This window comes from Cryobacterium sp. (genome assembly GCF_025463825.1).
Classification (GTDB): Bacteria; Actinomycetota; Actinomycetes; order Actinomycetales; family Microbacteriaceae; genus Cryobacterium.
Map to the genome: position 1 here is coordinate 1 of NZ_JAODBG010000081.1, position 19262 is coordinate 19262.

Genomic DNA, 19262 nt, shown 5'->3' on the forward strand with positions numbered 1-19262 from the left:
GCAGGAGACGTACGACGCGGCGTACGACCGCCTGTTCGTCGCCCTCGACTGGCTCGAGGAGCGGCTGACCGATCGTCGCTACCTGATGGGCGATGCGATCACCGAGGCCGACGTGCGGCTGTTCACGACCCTGGTCCGCTTCGACGCGGTCTACCACGGGCACTTCAAGTGCAACCGGTCCAAGCTCACCGAGCTGCCGGTGCTGTGGAACTACAGCCGCGACCTGTTCCAGACCCCGGGCTTCGGCGACACCATCGACTTCGACCAGATCAAGCGGCACTACTACGTGACGCACAGCGACATCAACCCCACCGGCATAGTGCCCGCCGGACCGGATGCGTCGGTGTGGCTGACCGCGCACGGGCGCGAGAGCCTGGGTGGCCGGCCGTTCGGCGACGGTACTCCGCCGGAGGCCCCGCTGGCGTCCGAGCGGGTTCCCGCGCTCTAAGCAGTCCACCGCGGAATCTCGTTCCGCCCGACGGCCTCAGCGCTCGCGGCCTCTTATCCGAGTTGCGGTCTAGCGACCGAGCCAGCCGCCGTCGACCGGCAACGTGATGCCGCTGATGTAGTCGGATGCGCTGCTGGAGAGGAACACCGCGGCACCGCCCAGGTCGGAGGCTTCGCCCCAGCGGCCGGCCGGGATGCGCACGAGGATCGCGTCGGACCGTTCGGCGTCTGCGCGCAGATCTGTGGTGTTCGCGGTGGCAATGTAGCCGGGTGCGATGGCGTTCACGTTGACGCCGGAGGCCGCCCATTCGTTCGACAGCGCCTTAGCCAGGCCGACGACGGCCGACTTGGAGGCGGTGTAGCCGGGGACGTTCACGCCGCCCTGGAAGCTCAGCAGGGAGCCGGTGAAGATGATCTTGCCGTGGCCGCGGGCGACCATGTTGGTTCCGATGGCGCGGCTGAGCACGAACTGCGACGACAGGTTCACGGCGATTACCTCGTCCCAGAATGCGTCGGAGTGCTCGGCGGCCGGGGCGCGGCGGATGGTGCCGGCATTGTTGATGAGGATGTCGGCGTTGAGCGCGGCGAGCTCCGTGCCCAGGGCGGTGATGGCCGCACGGTCGGCGAAATCGGCGTCGTAGGGGGTGAACGTGCGGCCGAGCGCCTCGACCCGCTGGGAGACCTCGCTACCCGTCATGGGCATGTTGACGCTCACGCCGACGATGTCGGCGCCAGCGGCGGCGAGCCCTTCGGCCATGGCGAGTCCGATGCCGCTGCTCGCTCCCGTGACGATGGCCACCTTGCCGGTGAGGTCGAAGGGGTTCGCGGTCATGGTGGTGCTCCTCTGTGAGTCTGTCGGTTGCTCTAGCGTTCTGCACGGCGGAACACTGTTCCGTCTGATACTACTTTATGGGGTCACGAGCCGAACCGCGACCTATTCCCGCAGACTCCACAGCCACGAGACACCCGGAGAGGGCAGCACGTCACCGTTCAGACGGCCCGAGACCGCGGCGGCGGATGCGCTCCAGCTCGTCGCCGATGCCGATATCCGCCACCACGATCCGGCCGGCGCAGTCTGCCGCAGGGCGCCGCAGCAGTCCGACCTTGCAGCCGCCGAAGGTCACCGTGAGGTCGGCGGGCAGTACCGTGGGATCCGGCACGCTGCCGTCGTCCTCGCCGATGCCGCTGGGCAGGTCGACTGCCACCGCCAGGGCGCCTCGATTGTGGGCCGGCATCCGCCTGCCCGGATGGGGTCTGGTCCGGAGGGCTGAGAACGGGCAGGATTGCCGCGACCGCGGCCCGCGCCGGCCAACGTAGCGCCGGGTCACCACTCGTGCCGGTGCCCAGGATGCCGTCGAGGATCAGATCGGCTGCCTGCGCCAGGACGCCGATGGCCTCCGCCGGCTCGTCCCGGGGTCGAAGGGCGGCGCCGGCCGCGATGGCCGCCTCCAGGGCCCCTGATGCAGGCGTGCACTGGTGGGCAGAACACTCACCTCGGCGCCCCGGGCCGCCAACGCTTCCGCCGCATACAGGGCATCGCCGCCGTTGTTCCCGGAGCCGGCCAGCACCAGGACCCGGGCGCCGACCACACCTCGGCGGTGTTCGTCGAGCAGGGCCTCGGCCTCGTTCGCCAGCGCTGCGGCCGCCCGGGCCATCAGCGGGACGCCGCGCTCGAGGAACGGGGCCTCGGCCTCGCGCACCTGCGCTGCCGTGTAGGTCTGCACGCGGCCACTCTACGCCGAGCCACTGCCGGTGAGCGGGCGTCCCCCGCCGGCGCCCCGCGCAACCGAGGCATTCCCACCCTGGCGGTGCCATCTGTGCCGCTCGAGGATGTCGACCGACTGAAGGCCGACCTCCCCTGATCCTGCCCTGACGTGCGGGCCGGCCCGAGATTAGGCTGGGGCCATGAAGCTGACTCAGATCGATCCGCCCGGTCGGAGCTTTTCGCGCTGGCTGACCGACGAGGAAGTGGGCCAGGTCCTGGCTCACAGCCGCGGCTGGCGGCGCGGCAGCGACGGCAGCGTGGTGGCGGGCACGTTGCGCAAGACCACAATCGCACCGTCGCTCGCGGCGCTCGGAGCGGCGGCGGCCGCCCAGCGGTGGATCAGCCGCCCCTCCGTGGCGGGCAGTGACGGCAGCGGGCCGACCCACGTGATGTGGGGCGTCTTCGAGGCGCGCACGGACGCCGAGGTGGCGGCGCTGGTGGCCGCCGCCAGCACGTAGCCAGCGGCTGGCCGGTTATTGACCGGCTGATCATTGATCCGGTGATCAATATAAGGTGGGCGAACCGCCTCACCCTGGATGACCCACCCGGAAGCCGCACCCCATGACCCTCTTCGCCCCGCAGAAGAAACGCACCACGATTCTTCGCACCTTCTTCCGCCTGGTACTCGGCGCCTTCCTGCTGATAGCCGGCATCAGCCACCTCACCGTCAACCGCGAGGCATTCCTGGCGCAGGTGCCCACCTGGCTGCCGCTCGAGGGCGACTTCGTGGTGGTGGCTTCCGGCATCGTGGAGATTGTCCTCGGCGCCGCGCTCCTGGCCCTCGGCCGCTACCGCGTGCAGGTCGGCTGGATCGTGGCGGTGTTCTTCGTCGCCATTTTCCCGGGCAATATCTCCCAGCTGGTCACGCACACCGACTCGTTCGGTCTGAACACCGACCTCGACCGCACCATCCGGCTGCTCTTCCAGCCGGTGCTGGTGCTCTGGGCGCTGTGGTCGACCGGCGCCTGGCGGGCCTGGCGGGATCACCGGGCCGCCCAGCGCCCGGACACCCGGCGCCGCGTCAACCGTGGCGCCGGCGACCGCTCCACGTCGAACGGCTGACCGATGGGCGGACCGAAACTGCCCGAACAGGAACGCTGTGACGCGATCCTGGCCGCCGCGTACCAGATCGCCCTCACCGAGGGCCTGGACGCCGTCACCGCCCGCCGGGTCGCCACCGCGGCGGGCATCTCCCCCGGCCTGGTGTTCTTCCACTTCCAATCCAAAGACGGCCTGCTGCAGGCGCTGCTGGACGTGTTGCTCGACGGCACCCTCGACGCCCTCACCGACCCCGACCTGGCCAAGCGGGCTCCGTGGGACCGGCTCGAGGGGATGGTCCGGGTCGAGCTGGAACGCCTGGCCGAGTACCACGCGAGCGTCGAGCTGCTCTTCGCTTTCTACTTCTCCCGGCGCGAAGACCTGTTCCGCGACCGCATCGAGGTGTCCTTCGGCCGCTACCTGGAGGCCTTCGTGCCGGTCTGCCGCGAGGTGACGGCGGGCACCGCGCGCTCGGGTGACGACCTCGCGGCCACGGTCGTCGCCCTCATTCAGGGCGCCTCGATTCACGCGATCCGCAACCCGAGCTCCTTCAACCCGGAGGCCCTGCTCTCAACGATGCAGGCCTTCCGGCCGCTGAGGTAGTCCGGCGCCCACGCCGAGGTGCCAGTTGGGGCCCATCGGCGCGCAACGAGGGGGCCTCAAGTGGCAAGTCGGCGAGGTCTCCCGGGTGAGTTGCCAGTTGGGGCCCATCGGCGCGCAACGAGGGGGCCTCAAATGGCAAGTCAGCGCCGGGCGGATCCGCGCCGGCGCTACGCGAGGTCGGTCAAGCCCATCGGCAGGGGGCCGTCGCTCACCAGGTACAGGCGCTGGGTGGCTCGGGTCATCGCCACGTAAAGCGCCCCCGCGCCGCGTTCGGAGGCCGCGACGATGGCGGTGGGGTCCACCACGATTGCCGCGTCGAACTCGAGCCCCTTGGAGTCCTGCGGGGTGAGCAGCGCCACATCCCGCAACAGCCCGAGCGCGCCGCGCCCGACGATGTCGCCGAACTCGGCGTCGAGGGCCTGGGCCAGGGCGTCGATGTTCTCCTCCACCACGATCACCGCCACGGTGCCACCCGCGCCGAGAGCGCGTTCGCGCCGCAGCGCATCCACCGTGTCCGTGAGCACCGCGACGGGCCAGTCGCTGGCTCGCACCGTGCGGGAGGCCGTGATCGGCAGGCCGTGCGCCACCGCCATCTTCTCGGCGGCCTCGGAGATCTGACTGGGCGTTCGGTAGTTCACCGTCAGCTCCTCCAGGCGCCAACGGTCGGCCTCGAAGGACGCCTCGAGCACCGGGGCGAGAGCCTCCCGCCAGCTGTCGGCCGCGGCGGCCGCGGCGGCCTGGGCGATGTCCCCGACGATGGTGAACGACCGGCGCGGGCCGCGGCGCATCAGTAGCCGCCACTGCATCGGCGAGAGCTCCTGCGCCTCGTCCACGATCACGTGTCCGTAGGTCCAGCTGCGGTCAAGGGCAGCGCGTTCGGCGGTCGTGGCCCGGTCGCCGAGTTCGGCGAAGTTGTCGGCGAGGGACTTCGCGTTGACGAGCCCCTTCACGTCCATGTTCTTGATCGCCAGCTCGGCGTTCTCGATGTCGCGCTTCCGCTGTTCCTTGGCCTCACGCTTCGCGGCGGCGTCCACGGCGCTGTATTCGCCGAGGTGTTCGGCCGCTTCGTCGAGCAGTGGGACATCGGCGATGGTGAACTCGGCGGCGCGCGGGCGGTGGAGCAGAGCGCGCTGGGCGGCCCGCCAGCGCGGGGTGAGTTCTTCCAGCCACTGCGGCCGTGCGTAGAGGTCCTGCACGAGCTTCTGCGGGGTCAGCGGCAGCCACGCGGTGTTCAGCGCCACCCGCACGTCGTCAGCCAGGCGCAGGTCCTCGCGCAACATCGGCAGGTCGGTGTCGTCCATCGACCGGCCCTGCTTCTGCAGCTGCTCGAGCCATTCGCGGGCGAGCGCGTTGAGGGCGTGCTTGACGAAAACGACCCGGGCCTCGTTGTGCGGTTTGCCGCCGGCGCGGGCCCGATGGATCGCGGCCTCGATCAACTGCGGCTTGAGCACCAGGGTGTCGCCGTTCACGAGCAGCTTCTGGCTGGTGGCGGGCACCTTCTGGCGACTCTTCACGGCGCGTGCAATGAGGTCGGCCATGAAAATCTGGCCCTTGAGCGCTGCGACGGCCGGCGCGTCTTCGTGACTGGCCTCGACGCCGGGGAACAGCTGGCCCACCGAGGCAAGCACCACCCCGGTCTCACCCAGCGACGGCAGCACGGCCTCGATGTACTGCAGGAACGACGTGGACGGGCCGACGATGAGCACACCGGAGTTCTGCAGCCGATCCCGGTGCGTGTAGAGCAGGTAGGCGGCGCGGTGCAGGGCCACGGCGGTCTTGCCGGTGCCGGGGCCGCCCTGCACGACGAGCACGCCGTTCAATTCCGAGCGGATGATGCGGTCCTGTTCCGCCTGGATCGTCGAGACGATGTCGGACATGTGCCCGGTGCGCTGGGCGGTCAGAGCCGAAAGCAGCGCCCCCTCGCCCTGGTGCAGGGCGGCCGTGTCGCCCTCGAGCAGCGCGGCATCCAGGATCTCGTCTTCGATGCGGATGATTCGTCGGCCGTTGGAGAGCAGGTGCCGGCGGGACCGGGCGCCGAGCGGCGTCGCGGCGGTGGCCTGGTAGAAGGCGCTGGCCTGCGGCACCCGCCAGTCGAGCAGGATGGGCTGCAGGTTCTCGTCGCGGAGTCCCACTCTGCCGATGTAGCGGTAGACAGGGGCGCCGTCTTCCGGGGCGGTCTCGAGCCGGCCGAAGGCGAGGCGGTCGTCGACCTCGCGCAGCTGCACGATGCGGTCCTCGTAGGTGCGGGCGAAGGTGTCGCGCTCGGAGCGGGACTGGTGGTTGCCGCCGACGTCGAGCATCCGCACAGCCTTCAGCTGGGCCTCGGCCTCGCGTTGCAGCGCGTCGAGTCGCGCGTACAGCGTCGCCACATAGTCCTGTTCCCGCGCGAGCTCCTGATCGACCACTCAACACCCCTCAAATCAAACGACCAGTTTAGTCGCTGGCGGGCGGGTTCGGTTTCGGGCCGGTCCGGCCGCCGTTCGCCGTTCGCCGTTCGCCGTTCGCCGTTCGCCGGTCGCCGGTCGCCGGTCGCCGGTCGCCGGATCGAATCTGTCACGTCGCCGAAATCTGACCGGCATGCGGCCTCCCTAGATTTGGAGCAGGGATTTCCGCAACCCGTAGCGGGAACCGGCACAGAACAAAGGGATACCAATGAGTGGAAATGCCATGCGCCTGCAGGCGATCAGGGATGTCGAGGCCTATGTGCCGCCGGCCGTCAGCTTCACCGACGCCGAGACCCCCGGCCAGATCTTCGGTGAGAACGTCTTCAGCAGCGTTGTCATGCAGAAGCGGCTGCCGAAGCTCGTCTACAAGTCGGTCATGGCCACCATCGAGCACGGCGCCATGCTCGACCCGCTCGTCGCCGACGCCGTCGCCTCCGCCATGAAGGACTGGGCGATGGAGAAGGGCGCGTCGCACTACGCGCACGTGTTCTACCCGCTGACCGGCCTCACCGCCGAGAAGCACGACAGCTTCCTCGAACCCGTCGGCGACGGCACCGCGCTGGCCGAGTTCGCCGGCAAGACTCTGGTCCAGGGTGAGCCCGACGCGTCCAGCTTCCCCAACGGCGGACTGCGCAATACCTTCGAGGCCCGCGGCTACACCGGCTGGGACGTCACCAGCCCCGCCTACGTGCTGGAGAACCCGAACGGCAACACCCTGTGCATCCCCACGGTCTTCGTCTCGATGACCGGTGAGGCCCTCGACCACAAGACGCCGCTGCTGCGCTCGCAGCAGGCGATGGGCGAACACGCCGAACGCATCCTGCGCCTCTTCGGCCACGTCAAGCCGGCCAAGGTGGTTTCCTTCTGCGGCCCGGAGCAGGAGTACTTCCTCGTCGACCGGCATTTCTTCCTGGCCCGCCCGGACCTGCTCAACTCCGGCCGCACCCTGTTCGGCGCGAAACCGCCCAAGGGCCAGGAGTTCGACGATCACTACTTCGGCGCCATCCCCGAGCGCGTGCTCGGCTTCATGATGGACACCGAACGGGAGCTGTTCAAGCTGGGCATCCCCGCCAAGACCCGCCACAACGAGGTCGCCCCCGGCCAGTTCGAAATCGCGCCGATGTTCGAACGCGGCAACATCGCAGCCGATCACCAGCAGCTGTTGATGACCACGTTCAAGACGATCGCCAAGAAGCACGGCATGGAGTGCCTCTTCCACGAGAAGCCGTTCCAGGGCGTGAACGGTTCGGGCAAGCATGTGAACTTCTCGCTGGGCAACAATCAGCTGGGCAGCCTGCTGGTCCCCGGCGACAACCCGCACGACAACGCCCAGTTCCTGGTCTTCTGCGCCGCGGTCATCCGCGCCGTGCACAAGTACGCGGGTCTACTGCGGGCGTCGGTCGCCTCGGCCACCAACGACCACCGCCTCGGCGCGAACGAGGCTCCGCCGGCGATCATCTCGATCTTCCTCGGCGACCAGCTGGCGGATGTCTTCGAGCAGCTCGCCGAGGGACCGGCGACGTCGTCGAAGGACAAGGGCACCATGGTCATCGGCGTCGACACGCTGCCGCAGCTGCCCACCGACCCGGGCGACCGCAACCGCACCAGCCCGTTCGCCTTCACCGGCAACCGGTTCGAGTTCCGCGCCCCGGGCTCGATGCAGACCGTCAGCGGACCGATGGTCACCATCAACACGATCATGGCCGAGTCGCTCGACTACATCGCCACCGACCTCGAGGCCGCGGTTGCCGCCGGCACCGACTTCGACACCTCGGTGCAGGCTCTGCTCACCCAGATCATCACCGAACACGGCGCCGTGGTGTTCAACGGCGACGGCTACTCCGATGCCTGGCCGATCGAGGCCGAGAAGCGCGGGCTCGCGAACCTGCGCACCACGCTCGACGCCCTGCCCGAACTGATCACGGAGCCCGCGCTGGAGCTGTTCGAGAAGTACCGGGTGTTCAACCACCGCGAGATGCACAGCCGCTACGAGATCGGCCTGGAGCAGTACGCGCTCACCATCGGCGTGGAGGCCCGACTCAGCCTGGAGATTGCGACGACCCAGATCCTCCCGGCCGCGGTTCGGTACCAGACCGAGGTGGCGGTCAACGTCGGCGCCCTCAAGGCTGCCGGCGTGGAGGCCGACACGGCGCCGCTGCTGGCGGTGAGCGGCCCGCTAAGTGAGTTGCGCGCTACGCTGGCCGCGCTCAAGGCGGCGCTGGAAGGCGGGTCCGGGCACTCCGCCCTCGACGAGGCGGAGCACGCCCGCGACGCCCTGCTGCCGGCGATGGCAGCTGTGCGCACGGCCGCCGATGCCCTCGAAGGAATCGTGGCGGATGACCTGTGGCCGTTACCGACCTACCAGGAGATGCTCTTCATCCTGTAGCCGCACTCACGCCGTGGCTGACCAGGGCCGTGGCTGAACAGGGAAAAGCCCCAGCCGGACCAACGGGTCCGGCCGGGGCTTTTCGGGTGAGACGGGTGGTCAGGCCGCCTGCTGCAGCCGTGCCGGTTCGGCCGCCACGTGCAGGGCGCCATCCTGAACAGTCACGGCCACCACTCCCCCGTCGCCGAGTTCGGAGGCCACCAGCAGGTCGGCGATCCGGTCGTCGAGCTGGCGCTGGATGACCCGGCGGAGCGGCCGGGCGCCGTACTCGGGTTCGTAGCCGGTCTCGGCGATCCAGTCCACGGCCGCCTCGCTCACGGTGAGCGCGTGACCCTGGGCCATCAGCCGAGCCTCAGTCTGGTGGAGCAGCAACCGCACGATGCGGTTGAGCTGCGCCTGGTCGAGCTTGCGGAACAGCACGACCTCGTCGATGCGGTTGAGGAACTCGGGCCGCATGGCCTCGCGGAGCTTGGCCATCACCCGGTCACGCAGCGCCTTCTCGGAACCGAAACCGTTTCCGGCGCCGTCCAGATCGGCGGTGAAGCCGAGCGCGCCACTGCGGCTGGCCAGCACCTCTGAACCGATGTTGGAGGTCATGATCACGACGGTGTTCCGGAAGTCCACGGTGCGGCCCTGGCCGTCGGTCAGGCGGCCGTCGTCCAGCACCTGCAGCAGCAGGTTGAAGACATCCGGGTGCGCCTTCTCGATCTCGTCGAGCAGCACCACTGAGTAGGGGTTGCGCCGCACGTGCTCGGTCAGCTGGCCGGCCTCGTCGTAACCGACGTAGCCGGGAGGGGCGCCGACCAGCCGGCTGACGGTGTGGCGTTCGCTGAACTCGCTCATGTCGAAGCGCAGCATGGCCTTCTCGTCGCCGAAGAGCGACTGCGCCAGCGACTTGGCCAGCTCGGTCTTGCCCACCCCGGTCGGGCCGAGGAACAGGAAGCTGCCGACCGGCCGGTTGGCGTCGCCCATCCCGGTGCGGTTGCGGCGCACGGCCTTGGCGATCACGGTCACGGCATCGTCCTGGCCGATGACCCGCTGGTGCAGATCGTCTTCCAGTGTGGCGAGACGCTCGCGGTCGCCCGCCGTGAGGCGGCTCGCCGGGATGCCCGTGGCGCGGGCGATGATCGCGGCGATCTCGGCTTCGTCCACTACGGCGGAGGGTGCGGGCTGGTCGGCATCCGCGCCCTGGGCGGCCTCGGCGGCCTCGATCTGCTCCACGAGGGTCTCGGACTCGTCCCGCAGCCGGGACGCCTCCTCATAGGCCTCGGCGGCGACGGCGATGGTCTTCGCGGTCTCGAGCCCGGCCTGCTGCTCGCGCAGCCCCTCGATGTCGACCCGGGAGCCGAGCGCCAGGCGGGCGCGGGCGCCGGCCTGGTCGATCAGGTCGATGGCCTTGTCGGGCAGGAACCGGTCGGGCACATACCGGGCGCTCATCTCCACGGCGGCTCGGATGGCGGCAGCCGTGTAGCGTACCGAGTGGTGCTCGGCGTAGCGACCCTGCAGGCCGGCGAGGATCTGCACGGCATCTTCGATGCTCGGCTCCCCCACCCGCACGGGCTGGAAGCGGCGTTCGAGGGCGGGGTCCTTCTCGACCTTGCGGTACTCGGTCACGGTGGTTGCGCCCACGACGTGCAGTTCACCGCGCGCCAGGCGGGGCTTGAGGATATTGCCGGCGTCCATTCCCCCCTCGCCGGCGCCGCCGGCACCGACCACCGTGTGCAGCTCGTCGAGGAAGACGATAATCTCGTCGCTGCGGTCGCTGATCTCATCCATGGTCTTGGTGAGGCGTTCTTCGAAGTCGCCGCGGTACCGGGTTCCCGCGAGCATGGCGGGCAGGTCCAGCGCGATCACGCGCTTGCCGCGCAACTGCTCGGGCACGAGGCCGTCGACGATGGCCTGGGCCAGGCCCTCGACCACGGCGGTCTTGCCCACGCCGGCCTCGCCGATCAACACCGGGTTGTTCTTGGTGCGGCGGGAAAGGATTTCGACGGTCTGTTCGATCTCGTCGCTGCGGCCGATCACCGGGTCGAGCTTGCCGGAGCGGGCACGTTCGGTGAGGTCGATGCCGTAGGTGTCGAGCATCGGGGTATCGGATGCGTCGCCGGTCTTGGTGACAACGGTACCGTTGGCCTCGTCGGCCTCGGCCTGCTGGGCGCCGTCCTGCAGCGACTCGGCGGTGACCCCGGCTTCGGCCAGCACGCGGGCGACGGGTGAGTCCTGGTTCACCACGAAGGCGAAGAACAGGTGCTCAGGGTCGATGTAGGTGGAGCCGAAAGCGCGGGCGACCTGGTGGGCATCCAGCAGGGCGCGCTGGGCCGACGGCGTGAGGGCCGGAGCCGAGGTGGCCTGCTGGTCGCTGGATTCCGGCAGGCGCTCCTCGGCGGCTGCCGCAATGGCGGCGGGGTCCCCGCCGGCCCGGCGGATGGCCGTGGCGGCGGGTTCCTGCTCGACCATGACCCGCAGCAGGTGCAGGGCATCAACGTGCGCGTGGCCGTGGTCGACCGCGAACTGGGCGGCCTGCACGAGGAGTTCGTGGGTGCGGCGGCTGAGCAGCCGCGTGATCTCGATGGGTCGTCCGCCCTGGGCGCGCTGGCCTTGCAGGTAGCGGGCCAGGAACTCGTCGAACGAACCGTTCTCGGATCCGGCCGGACCGAAGTATGTAGGCAAGAAATCCTCCTGGGGAATCTGAACGAGGGCGAATCCCAAAGTTGAGCGCCCTCGACTCAGGTCAACGTTGGAGGGCCGCATTCATTCCCGCCGCAGGCTGGGATTTCTCTGAGTGCACCGATTTCGGTGCGGGTTTTGACGGAGCCGTCCTCCTCGTCGGGTTGCTGAGCCGGTCCTTGCGCAACGGGCGGGCATGTGGAACGGTCGGTCATGTTTACGTAAACATGTGTCGAATCCTGACACAGACGACTGGACCCTGTGCGCGTCACGCGCCCCGGCCCAGCACCACGAACGGCGCGACGAAGCGCCGAGAATGTTGGACAACTGAGAAAACTATTCGGTATTTCCATCGCGGCCGCACTTCTGCTGTCGGCCGCCGTTCCCCTGCCGGCGTCCGCCGCTCCCACACCGGGCCACTCCGACACTAGTGAGTTCCGTGCGTGTCGGCCTCAGAGCCCAGTTCGATGGCAAGGTCGAAGGCCTCTGCGATTTTGCGCGCCGACGAGAGCAGCCGAGGTGTGCCCACGATCGGGCGACAGCGACGAGCACATCCTGGATGTCGTCGACGGTCAGTCCCACCTCTGCTGCCGGCCCCACATGCAGCAGGTACGACCCGACCGGGGCATCAACCGCCACCAGTGCCGCAATGCGGGTGATCATCAGGGTGCGCGGGTCCAGTTCGGTGCGGGCCAGCGAGACGGCGTTGATCTCGGCTGCCGCATCCAGTACCGGTGTTGTTCCTCGAGCCATTTGAATCACTCCATTCCAGGTGCCATCCACTGCGCGGGCGACACCGTCCACGTTGTCAGGCACGCCGGTCGGTGCGCCTCGGTCACGTCGCAGACGGTAGCAACCAATCCGGCTCGGCTAATCCTCCGAAACGGATGAGACGGCTCCGGCGGGTCAGCCGCGCTCGATCTCCCGGGCGAGCGTCTCCAGCTCGGCGCCACCGGCCATCAGCCTGGTAAGTTCTTCGATACCGATGCCGGCCTTGTCGAATTCGCCCAGGCTGGCGCCACGGTTGAGCACCAGGAATCGGTCGCCGACCGGGTATGCGTGGTGCGGGTTGTGAGTGACGAAGACCACACCGAGGCCCCGGTCGCGGGCCTGCGCCACATAGCGCAGCACCACCCCGGCCTGCTTGACGCCGAGCGCTGACGTGGGTTCGTCGAGGATGACGACCCTGGCACCGAAGTGAATGGCCCTGGCGATCGCCACGGACTGCCGCTCACCGCCGGAGAGGGTGCCGATCGGCTGGTTCACATCGCGCAGGTCGATGCCCATCCGGCCCAGCTGGGCGAGCGTGATCGCGCGCATCTCGGCCACCCGCAACCGCGAGAAGGGGCCGACGCCCGAGCTGAGTTCGGCGCCCAGGAAGAAGTTACGCCACACGGGCATCAACGGCACGATCGCGAGGTCCTGGTACACCGTGGCGATGCCGGCGTCCAGCGCGTTCCGCGGGCCGGCGAACCGGATGGCCCGGCCGTCAAGCAGCACCTCGCCGCTGGTGTGCGGGTGCACCCCCGCCAGCACCTTGAGCAATGTCGACTTGCCCGCGCCGTTGTCGCCCAGCACACAGACCACCTCTCCCGCGCCGACCGAAATGGAGATGTCGCTGAGCGCGATCACCGAGCCGTAGACCTTGCCGATGCCGCGCACCTCGAGGATGGGTGCTGCGCCGGTCATGCGCGCACCCCCGCCTGGCGCCGGACCGACAGGTTCACCAGCACGGCGAGCAGCAGCATCCCGCCCAGGAACGCCTTGAGCCAATTGTTGTCCCACTGGGCGAAGACGATGCCCTGCAGGATCATGCCGTAGATCAGCGCCCCGAGGGCCGCGCCGATCGCCGAGCCATAGCCGCCGGTGAGCAGGCAGCCGCCCACGACGGCGCAGATGATGTAGATGAATTCCTGGCCGATGCCCGTGGTGGCCTGCACCGTGGCCACGTCGAAGAGCGAGAGCATGCCCACCAGCCAGCCGGCCGCCGCGGTGCCCAGGAACAGGCCGATCCGGGTGCGCCGCACCGGGATACCGGTCTGCATGGCGCTCTGCAGCTGCCCGCCGATGGCGAAGATCCAGTTGCCGTACCGGGTGCGCAGCAGGACCCAGCTGGTCACGGCCGTCAGGCCGATCCACCAGAAGACCGACACCTTGAGGTCCAGCCCGAAGACCGGGATCACCCCGCCGAAGATGACCTTGCCGGCCTCGAAGCCGGGCACCAGGGTCATGCCCTGGATCGCGACCTGCCCGGTGAGCAGCTTGGTACCGGCCAGGTTCACCCCCTGCAGGATGAAGAACGTGGCCAGGGTGACGATGAAGCTCGGGATGCCGGTCTTCACGACGAGCAGCCCGTTGACGGCTCCCACTGCGAGGGCGATGAGCAGCGCCAGCAGCATGGCCAGCCACAGGTTCATGCCCCACTGGGTGGTGAACGCGCCGACCAGCAGGCCGGTCGTGCCGGTCATGGCTCCGGCGGAGAGGTCGAACTCTCCGCCGATCATGAGCATCGCCACGGCGACGGCCATGATGCCGAACAGCGACGCCGAGTACAGCCAGGTGGCCGCGCCGGCTGGGGTGAGGAACGCGGCGGTGGACACCGAGAAGTAGCCGAAGATGACCAGCGCGGCGATGAAAGCGCCCATCTCGGGGCGGCGCAGCAGGCGTTTGACCGGATGCGTCACCGCCAGCCGTTCGTCGCCGGTCCGGCTCCGCACGGGGGTGAGCGTGGTCATCGGGTGCCTTGACCTGCGAACTCGGCGACCTGGCCGGCGTTCTCCTTGGTGACGAAGCCCGGCCCGGAGTACACCGGCTGGCTGCCGCCCACGACGTTCCCGTTCGTGTAGAACAGCTCGAAGAAGCTCACCGGCAGGTAGCCCTGCAGGTAGGGCTGCTGGTCCACGGCGAAGAGGATGCTGCCGTCCTCGATCAGCGCGGTGACGTCGGCGGAGACATCGAAGGTGCCGATCATGGCGTCGCTGCCGGCCTCGGCCGCGGCCTGGGCCGCGGCCACTCCCACGGCGGAGTTGAGGGTGAGGATCCCGTCGATGCTGGGGTCGGCCAGCAGGGCGCTCTTGATGGTGTTCTGCGCATCCGCAAGGTTGGCGATGTCGACCTGCACGTTGCTCGTCGTGCCGGCGAGGGTGTCGGCCGCGCCCGCGCAGCGGTCCTCGAGCCCGGCATTACCGGCCTCGTGGATCACGCAGATGACCTTGCCGGCGGATGCCCCGGTGAGCTTGGTGCCCGCGCCCTGGCCGGCCAGGAACTCGGTCTGGCCGACGTGGGTGATGGCACCGACCGCGGCGGATTCTTCGGCGCCGGAGTTGATGCTGATGACCGGGATGTCGGCGGCCGCGGCATCCGCCAGGGCCCCGCTCAGGCCGTCGGGGTTGGCCATCGACACGATGATGCCGTCGACCTTGGCGGCGATGGCGGTCTCGATCAACTGGCTCTGCTTCTGCACGTCGGGGTCGCCCTGGTACGTGACGGTGGTGCCGTAGAGCGCTCCGGCGGCCTCGGCGCCGCTCTTCACGACGTCCCAGAAGGCGTCGCCCGGCACGGCGTGCACCACCAGCGCGTAGGTGCGGCCGGTGTCGGCGCCCGGGGCCGCGGCGGCCGGCGGGTTGCCGCCGGCGCCGGCGATGGGCTGCCCGGTGCAGGCGGTGAGGGTCAGCAGGGCAACGGCGGCAGCGGCGCAGGCGACGGCCCAACGGGCAGGAATTCTCGACACGGGTGCTTTCGTCCTTCGGTTCGGGACCCGCCGGGGCGGGTGGCGCCGGCTTTGCGGGCGCAGTCCACCTTAGGCGTCAGGTTTACGCGTCAACGAAACGCGCCCGTGGCCGAGGCTGCGCAATAACGTCGTCGGGGCGTCAGGCGTCCCGGGGGGTGTGCTCCAGCCGGTCGCGGTAGCCCGCCCACCAGTCCGGGCCGACCGGTGGCAGGTTGTCGTTGTCGACGCGCAGGCCGACGGCCCCGTCGATCAGTTCGCGCACGATGTCGGCGTGCCCGGCGTGCCGGTGGGTTTCGCTGATCAGGTGGATCAGGATGCGGTGCAGCGTGACGGTGTTGCGGTCGGCCGGCCACCACACCACCCGGCCCGCGCCATCCAGCGGCACCGTCTCGAGGGTGACCTCGGAGTGCGCCCAGACCCGGCGGTACAGCGCGACGATCTGCGTGCTGGTCTCCTCCGCGCCCGCCCACATGTCGGCGTTCGCCTCGGCGTCCTCGGCCATCCAGGGCAGCTCCTCGGGAACGGCCGGCCGAAGGTCTCGCCGAGGTACCCGGCTTCGACGCCGGCCATGTGCTTGACCAGGCCGAGGAGGTTGGTGCCGGTGGGGACCAGGGGTCGGCGCAGGTCGTACTCGCTGAGCCCGTCGAGCTTCCAGAGCAGGGCGTCCCTCGCGCTCTGCAGGTAGCGGCGGAGATCTGCGGTCATGTCGGCATCGGTCATGGCGACCAGCCAACCAGACCAGGCGCGGCTGGACAACGATGATCGCAGATTCACACCGGGCGCGTCGGCGAGAATAGACAGATGAGTGCTGCCGGCGAGTTCGTGGACGCCACCCTGCAGAACGAGAGTTCCTGGGAACGGGCCGATGCCGACCGGGCCCGGCTGGGCGGCGCCGGCCTCAGGTTCTATGGCGCGTCGGTCGGTGCGGTGCGCGGCACGATCCGGGATGCCGGTCGTCGCTACCCCGGGCTCAGCCACGATGACATCACGGCGCTGAGCAGTGAACTCTGGGCGTTGCCGGTGTTCGAGCGTCGCCTGGCCGCCATTGTGCTGCTGCAGACGCATGTGCGGATGTTGCAGGCCAGCGACCTCACCCGTATCGAGGGCTTCCTTCGCCAGGCGCGGTCCCCCGCCCTGATCGACCCGCTGGCGACGGATGTCCTCGTCCCGCTGGTCACGGGGTTGGCTGCCCCGGCACGCGGCCGGGCGACGGCCGTGATCGACCGGTGGGCGACGGAGCCCGCGACCGGGCTGCGTCGGGCCGCCGAGCTGGCGCGCCCGCTGCTTGCCGCAGCACAATGACGAGACCCGTCATGGCTGCACCGTGATGACGAGCTTGCCCCTGGTGCTGCCGTCGGTGAGCCGGCGCATCGCGGTGGCTGCCCCGGCCAGCGGGTAGACCGTATCGATCACGGGCCGGATCGACCCGCTCTCGAGCAGGTCCGCCAGGGTGGCCAGGTCTTCCCTGCGCACGCTGGAGACCAACCCGGTCAGCTTCTGCGTCACGAACGGCGACACGGCGGCTGCCCGCAGCGACCGGCCGAATCCGCCGGTGACCCTGCCGCCGCCCTCACCGCCGACGATCACCAGCGTTCCACGAGCCGAGAGCAGCTTGCGCAGTGTCGAGACCGACCGGTGGCCGGCGGTGTCGACCACCAGGTCGTAGCGTTCACCGGAGCGGGTGATGTCGCCCTGGGCGTAGTCGAGAGCGACGGCCGCTCCGAGCGAGCGCACGTAGTCGAGCTTGGCGGCGCTGGCGACCCCGGTGACCTGGGCGCCGAACGCGGTTGCCAGCTGCACGGCGTAACCGCCGACCGCTCCGGAGGCGCCGAGAATGAGCACCCGCTCCCCCACCCCCGCGGCTTTCAGCGACGCGACGGCCTGCAGCGCGGCGACGGCCGAGGTGGGCACGGCGGCCGCCTGCTCGAAGCTGAGCCGGTCGGGTTTGGCTTCGAGCTTGTCGGTCTTGGCGATCACGAACTCGGCCAGCGACCCGTTGCCGACTCCGAACACCTCGTCCCCCGGCGTGAACCGGGTCACGTCGGCGCCGACCTTCTCGACCCGGCCGGCCACATCCATGCCGCGCACCGGGTTGCCAGGGCGGCGGAGCCCCGTGACCCGCACCAGGTACGGCAGGCCGGCCATCAGATGCCAGTCGCCGATGTGGAGGCTGGCGGCGTGCACGCGAACGAGCACGTCCGTGGCGCCCACCTCCGGGATGTCGATGTCGGCCAGCCGCAACACGTCGGCCGATCCGTAGCCGTCTTGAACGATGGCCTTCATGAGAACTCTCCCTCTGCGTGGGAATCGGGCTACGGGCGGATGCCGCTGGGGATCTCCTGCAGCGCCCAGGAGTTACCGTCGGGGTCGCTGAAGTAGGCGTAGAGGACGCCGCCCATATCGCTGATGTCCGACACGTCGACCCCGTTGCCCACGAGAGTACTTCGCACGGCGGCCACATCGTCCACGACCAGGTGCAGGCCCCGGACCGGCGCCGCCTGGGGATCGCCGATCCCGACGCCGATCACGATCGAACAGGCCGACCCCGACGGGGTCAACTGCACAATGCGCATTCCGTTGCCCGGTTCGACGTCGTGGTCGACGGTGAACCCCACCTGATCGGCGTAAAAGGCCTTGCTGCGGTCCGCATCGGTGGATACCAACGGAACCAGTTCCAGTCGCATGTCCATGGTGCTCCTTCGTCTCATCCGGTGCAGGCGCACCGTCTGTCATCGTGCGCACGTTCGGTCCGGTCGGGAGTGCGAGCGCAGCCAGTCCAGAGCTGCGGGACACTCATTGAGGACGGAGATGTGGCCGTCGTCGGGTCGCTCCCAGAGTTCGGCATCCGCGCAGGTGCGCGCGAGCCACGCGCCGTGCCCGGGCGGAACCACTCGGTCGCGGCCGCCCTGCACGATCAGCACCGGAACTGTGATGTCGGCCACATCGAAGCCCCACGGGGTGACGAAGGCCATGTCGTCGTCGATGAGGCCGTCGGGGCCGTACGCGGCCGCGGCGCCGACATCCGCGCCAAGCGCCGCCCAGTCGCCCTCGAGCGCGGCATAGTCCCGTTCGACGAAGCTTTCCGGATCGAATTCCGCGGTCGTTTCGTAATGCTCGCGGGCCGGCCGGCCGGCCAGTGCGGCCTGCAGGGCGGCGCCGTCGGACATCCCGGCGAAGAAGTCGAGGCCGCCGGCATCGAACGGCGCGAGGGCCGCCAGGCACGCCACCGCGCTCACCCGACCGGGTAACAGCGCGGCGCAGGCCAGGGCGTGCGGTCCACCGCCCGAGGCGCCCATCACCGCGAACCTGTCGACGCCCCGGGCGGCCATGATCGCGGCAACGTCGGCCGCGGCCGAGGCAACGGTTCGGCCGGGCCGCGGGGTAGAGCCGCCATAGCTGGGCCGCCCATACGACACCAGGCGGATGCGGCGCTGGGCGGCGGCCGCGAGGAGGGGCTCGAGCAGGGCACCGGTCTGCGGCGACCCGTGCTGCCACAGCACGGTGAGCACCGTGTCGGCGACTGCTGGGCGATCGCCGTATTCGTCGTCGGGATGGCCATCCTCGGTGTCATGCACCCGCAGCACGTGGCCGTCGGACAGCCGCACATCGTAGACGTAGACCATTTGCACAGCGTAGGTCGGATTCACCGAGTGGACCACCGCGACATGCGGGGACCGCGCAGATTGCGATTGCCGAAGAACCTACGCGTCGGTCGCGCCGGTCTCACGTGTGCGCGCAGGGCTGGAGAAGTTCTCCACAGCCTTGCTTGTCGTAACACAAAGATACGACATCGGGCTACATTGTCTGCATGTCCACCTTCGCAGACACTTCCGCCCCCGGTACCCTGCCTGGACCGGGTGTGCCCGCAGATTCACTGGTCGCCGCGGTCGAAGCCGTTGAACATTTGGGGGCGTGCAGCACCGACTACGACACCCTCTCGGATGCGGAGTTGCTGGCCGGTCAACGGGAGCTGGCCCGGCTGGGTCACCTGGTCGAAACCCGGCAGACCTGGATGGCCAAAGCCCTCGCGCACCGCTCCCGGCCCGAGCTGGGCCAGCAGGGCCTGGCGGCGCAGCAGGGCTTCCTCGGCCCGGCCGAGCTGATCCAGGACCTGACCGGTTCCACCCGGCAGGACGCCCGCAAGCTCGTCGACGTCGGGAGGATGCTCGCCGACACCGAAGC

General features: G+C 69.4%; 19 protein-coding genes and 2 pseudogenes. 7 read left to right on the forward strand and 14 right to left on the reverse strand.

Features of this window, described 5'->3' with window-relative positions; genetic code table 11:
- Positions 1-448 (forward strand): glutathione S-transferase C-terminal domain-containing protein (locus JWP54_RS09750; RefSeq protein ID WP_297371069.1); only part of this gene is annotated, 448 nt, incomplete at its 5' end.
- A 69-nt stretch (positions 449-517) separates the two neighbouring features.
- On the opposite strand, the gene JWP54_RS09755 is transcribed toward JWP54_RS09750, so the two are convergent.
- The 3 genes from JWP54_RS09755 to JWP54_RS09765 form a co-directional block, all read right to left on the reverse strand.
- Positions 518-1279: an SDR family NAD(P)-dependent oxidoreductase gene (locus tag JWP54_RS09755; protein ID WP_297371072.1), complete on the reverse strand. Its 762-nt coding sequence runs from the start codon at positions 1277-1279 to the stop codon at positions 518-520.
- A gap of 151 nt (positions 1280-1430) precedes the next feature.
- Positions 1431-1652 (reverse strand): NAD(P)H-hydrate epimerase, encoded by a 222-nt coding sequence (locus tag JWP54_RS09760; protein ID WP_297371075.1) that lies wholly within the window; start codon positions 1650-1652, stop codon positions 1431-1433.
- Positions 1653-1808: 156 nt separating this feature from the next.
- Positions 1809-2171: an NAD(P)H-hydrate epimerase gene (locus JWP54_RS09765; protein WP_297371079.1), complete on the reverse strand. Its 363-nt coding sequence runs from the start codon at positions 2169-2171 to the stop codon at positions 1809-1811.
- A gap of 181 nt (positions 2172-2352) precedes the next feature.
- On the opposite strand from JWP54_RS09765, the gene JWP54_RS09770 reads away from it, so the two are divergent.
- The 3 genes from JWP54_RS09770 to JWP54_RS09780 all read left to right on the forward strand — a co-directional run bounded on the left by JWP54_RS09770 (position 2353) and on the right by JWP54_RS09780 (position 3853).
- The gene (locus JWP54_RS09770) at positions 2353-2670 is read left to right on the forward strand and encodes a hypothetical protein (protein ID WP_297371082.1); all 318 of its coding nucleotides are present in this window, start codon (positions 2353-2355) and stop codon (positions 2668-2670) included.
- Positions 2671-2773: 103 nt separating this feature from the next.
- Positions 2774-3274, forward strand: a complete 501-nt coding sequence (locus tag JWP54_RS09775; protein WP_297371085.1) for a hypothetical protein — start codon at positions 2774-2776, stop codon at positions 3272-3274.
- Positions 3275-3277: 3 nt separating this feature from the next.
- On the forward strand, positions 3278-3853 hold the full coding sequence (locus JWP54_RS09780) for a TetR/AcrR family transcriptional regulator (protein ID WP_297371088.1): 576 nt from the start codon (positions 3278-3280) through the stop codon (positions 3851-3853).
- Between the two features lie 167 nt (positions 3854-4020).
- On the opposite strand, the gene JWP54_RS09785 is transcribed toward JWP54_RS09780, so the two are convergent.
- The gene (locus JWP54_RS09785; RefSeq protein WP_297371091.1) at positions 4021-6258 is read right to left on the reverse strand and encodes a UvrD-helicase domain-containing protein; all 2238 of its coding nucleotides are present in this window, start codon (positions 6256-6258) and stop codon (positions 4021-4023) included.
- A 247-nt stretch (positions 6259-6505) separates the two neighbouring features.
- Here JWP54_RS09785 and JWP54_RS09790 point away from each other — a divergent pair, with 247 nt between their 5' ends.
- Entirely contained in the window at positions 6506-8683 is a 2178-nt protein-coding gene (locus JWP54_RS09790; protein WP_297371094.1) for a glutamine synthetase III, read from the forward strand.
- Positions 8684-8782: 99 nt separating this feature from the next.
- On the opposite strand, the gene JWP54_RS09795 is transcribed toward JWP54_RS09790, so the two are convergent.
- From JWP54_RS09795 to JWP54_RS09825, 7 genes and pseudogenes are all read right to left on the reverse strand, one after another.
- Positions 8783-11353, reverse strand: a complete 2571-nt coding sequence (locus tag JWP54_RS09795; RefSeq protein ID WP_297371097.1) for an ATP-dependent Clp protease ATP-binding subunit — start codon at positions 11351-11353, stop codon at positions 8783-8785.
- A gap of 333 nt (positions 11354-11686) precedes the next feature.
- Entirely contained in the window at positions 11687-12166 is a 480-nt protein-coding gene (locus JWP54_RS09800) for a hypothetical protein (RefSeq protein ID WP_297371099.1), read from the reverse strand.
- Positions 12167-12256: 90 nt separating this feature from the next.
- Entirely contained in the window at positions 12257-13039 is a 783-nt protein-coding gene (locus JWP54_RS09805; RefSeq protein ID WP_297371102.1) for an ATP-binding cassette domain-containing protein, read from the reverse strand.
- Positions 13036-14085: an ABC transporter permease gene (locus tag JWP54_RS09810; protein ID WP_297371105.1), complete on the reverse strand. Its 1050-nt coding sequence runs from the start codon at positions 14083-14085 to the stop codon at positions 13036-13038. Before JWP54_RS09810 ends, JWP54_RS09805 begins: the two co-directional genes overlap by 4 nt.
- Complete coding sequence (locus JWP54_RS09815; RefSeq protein ID WP_297371108.1) at positions 14082-15080, reverse strand: substrate-binding domain-containing protein; 999 nt, start codon at positions 15078-15080, stop codon at positions 14082-14084. The genes JWP54_RS09810 and JWP54_RS09815 overlap by 4 nt, the downstream gene beginning before the upstream one ends.
- A gap of 139 nt (positions 15081-15219) precedes the next feature.
- A complete protein-coding gene (locus JWP54_RS09820) occupies positions 15220-15582 on the reverse strand; it encodes a DUF664 domain-containing protein (RefSeq protein WP_297371112.1) in 363 nt (120 codons plus the stop codon).
- Positions 15583-15644: 62 nt separating this feature from the next.
- Positions 15645-15800, reverse strand: a pseudogene (locus tag JWP54_RS09825) (DUF664 domain-containing protein); the annotation flags it as partial.
- Positions 15801-15881: 81 nt separating this feature from the next.
- Between JWP54_RS09825 and JWP54_RS09830 the strand changes: the two are divergent.
- On the forward strand, positions 15882-16382 hold the full coding sequence (locus JWP54_RS09830; RefSeq protein ID WP_297371115.1) for a DNA alkylation repair protein: 501 nt from the start codon (positions 15882-15884) through the stop codon (positions 16380-16382).
- A gap of 9 nt (positions 16383-16391) precedes the next feature.
- Here JWP54_RS09830 and JWP54_RS09835 read toward each other — a convergent pair whose 3' ends face one another.
- Genes JWP54_RS09835 through JWP54_RS09845 form a run of 3 tightly spaced genes read right to left on the reverse strand, consistent with a single transcriptional unit; the run spans position 16392 to position 18703 of the window.
- Positions 16392-17363, reverse strand: a complete 972-nt coding sequence (locus JWP54_RS09835; RefSeq protein WP_297371118.1) for an NAD(P)-dependent alcohol dehydrogenase — start codon at positions 17361-17363, stop codon at positions 16392-16394.
- 29 nt (positions 17364-17392) lie between these two features.
- On the reverse strand, positions 17393-17770 hold the full coding sequence (locus JWP54_RS09840; RefSeq protein ID WP_297371120.1) for a VOC family protein: 378 nt from the start codon (positions 17768-17770) through the stop codon (positions 17393-17395).
- A gap of 39 nt (positions 17771-17809) precedes the next feature.
- Entirely contained in the window at positions 17810-18703 is an 894-nt protein-coding gene (locus JWP54_RS09845; protein WP_297371123.1) for an alpha/beta hydrolase, read from the reverse strand.
- A 185-nt stretch (positions 18704-18888) separates the two neighbouring features.
- On the opposite strand from JWP54_RS09845, the pseudogene JWP54_RS09850 reads away from it, so the two are divergent.
- A pseudogene (locus JWP54_RS09850) lies at positions 18889-19262 on the forward strand (hypothetical protein); the annotation flags it as partial.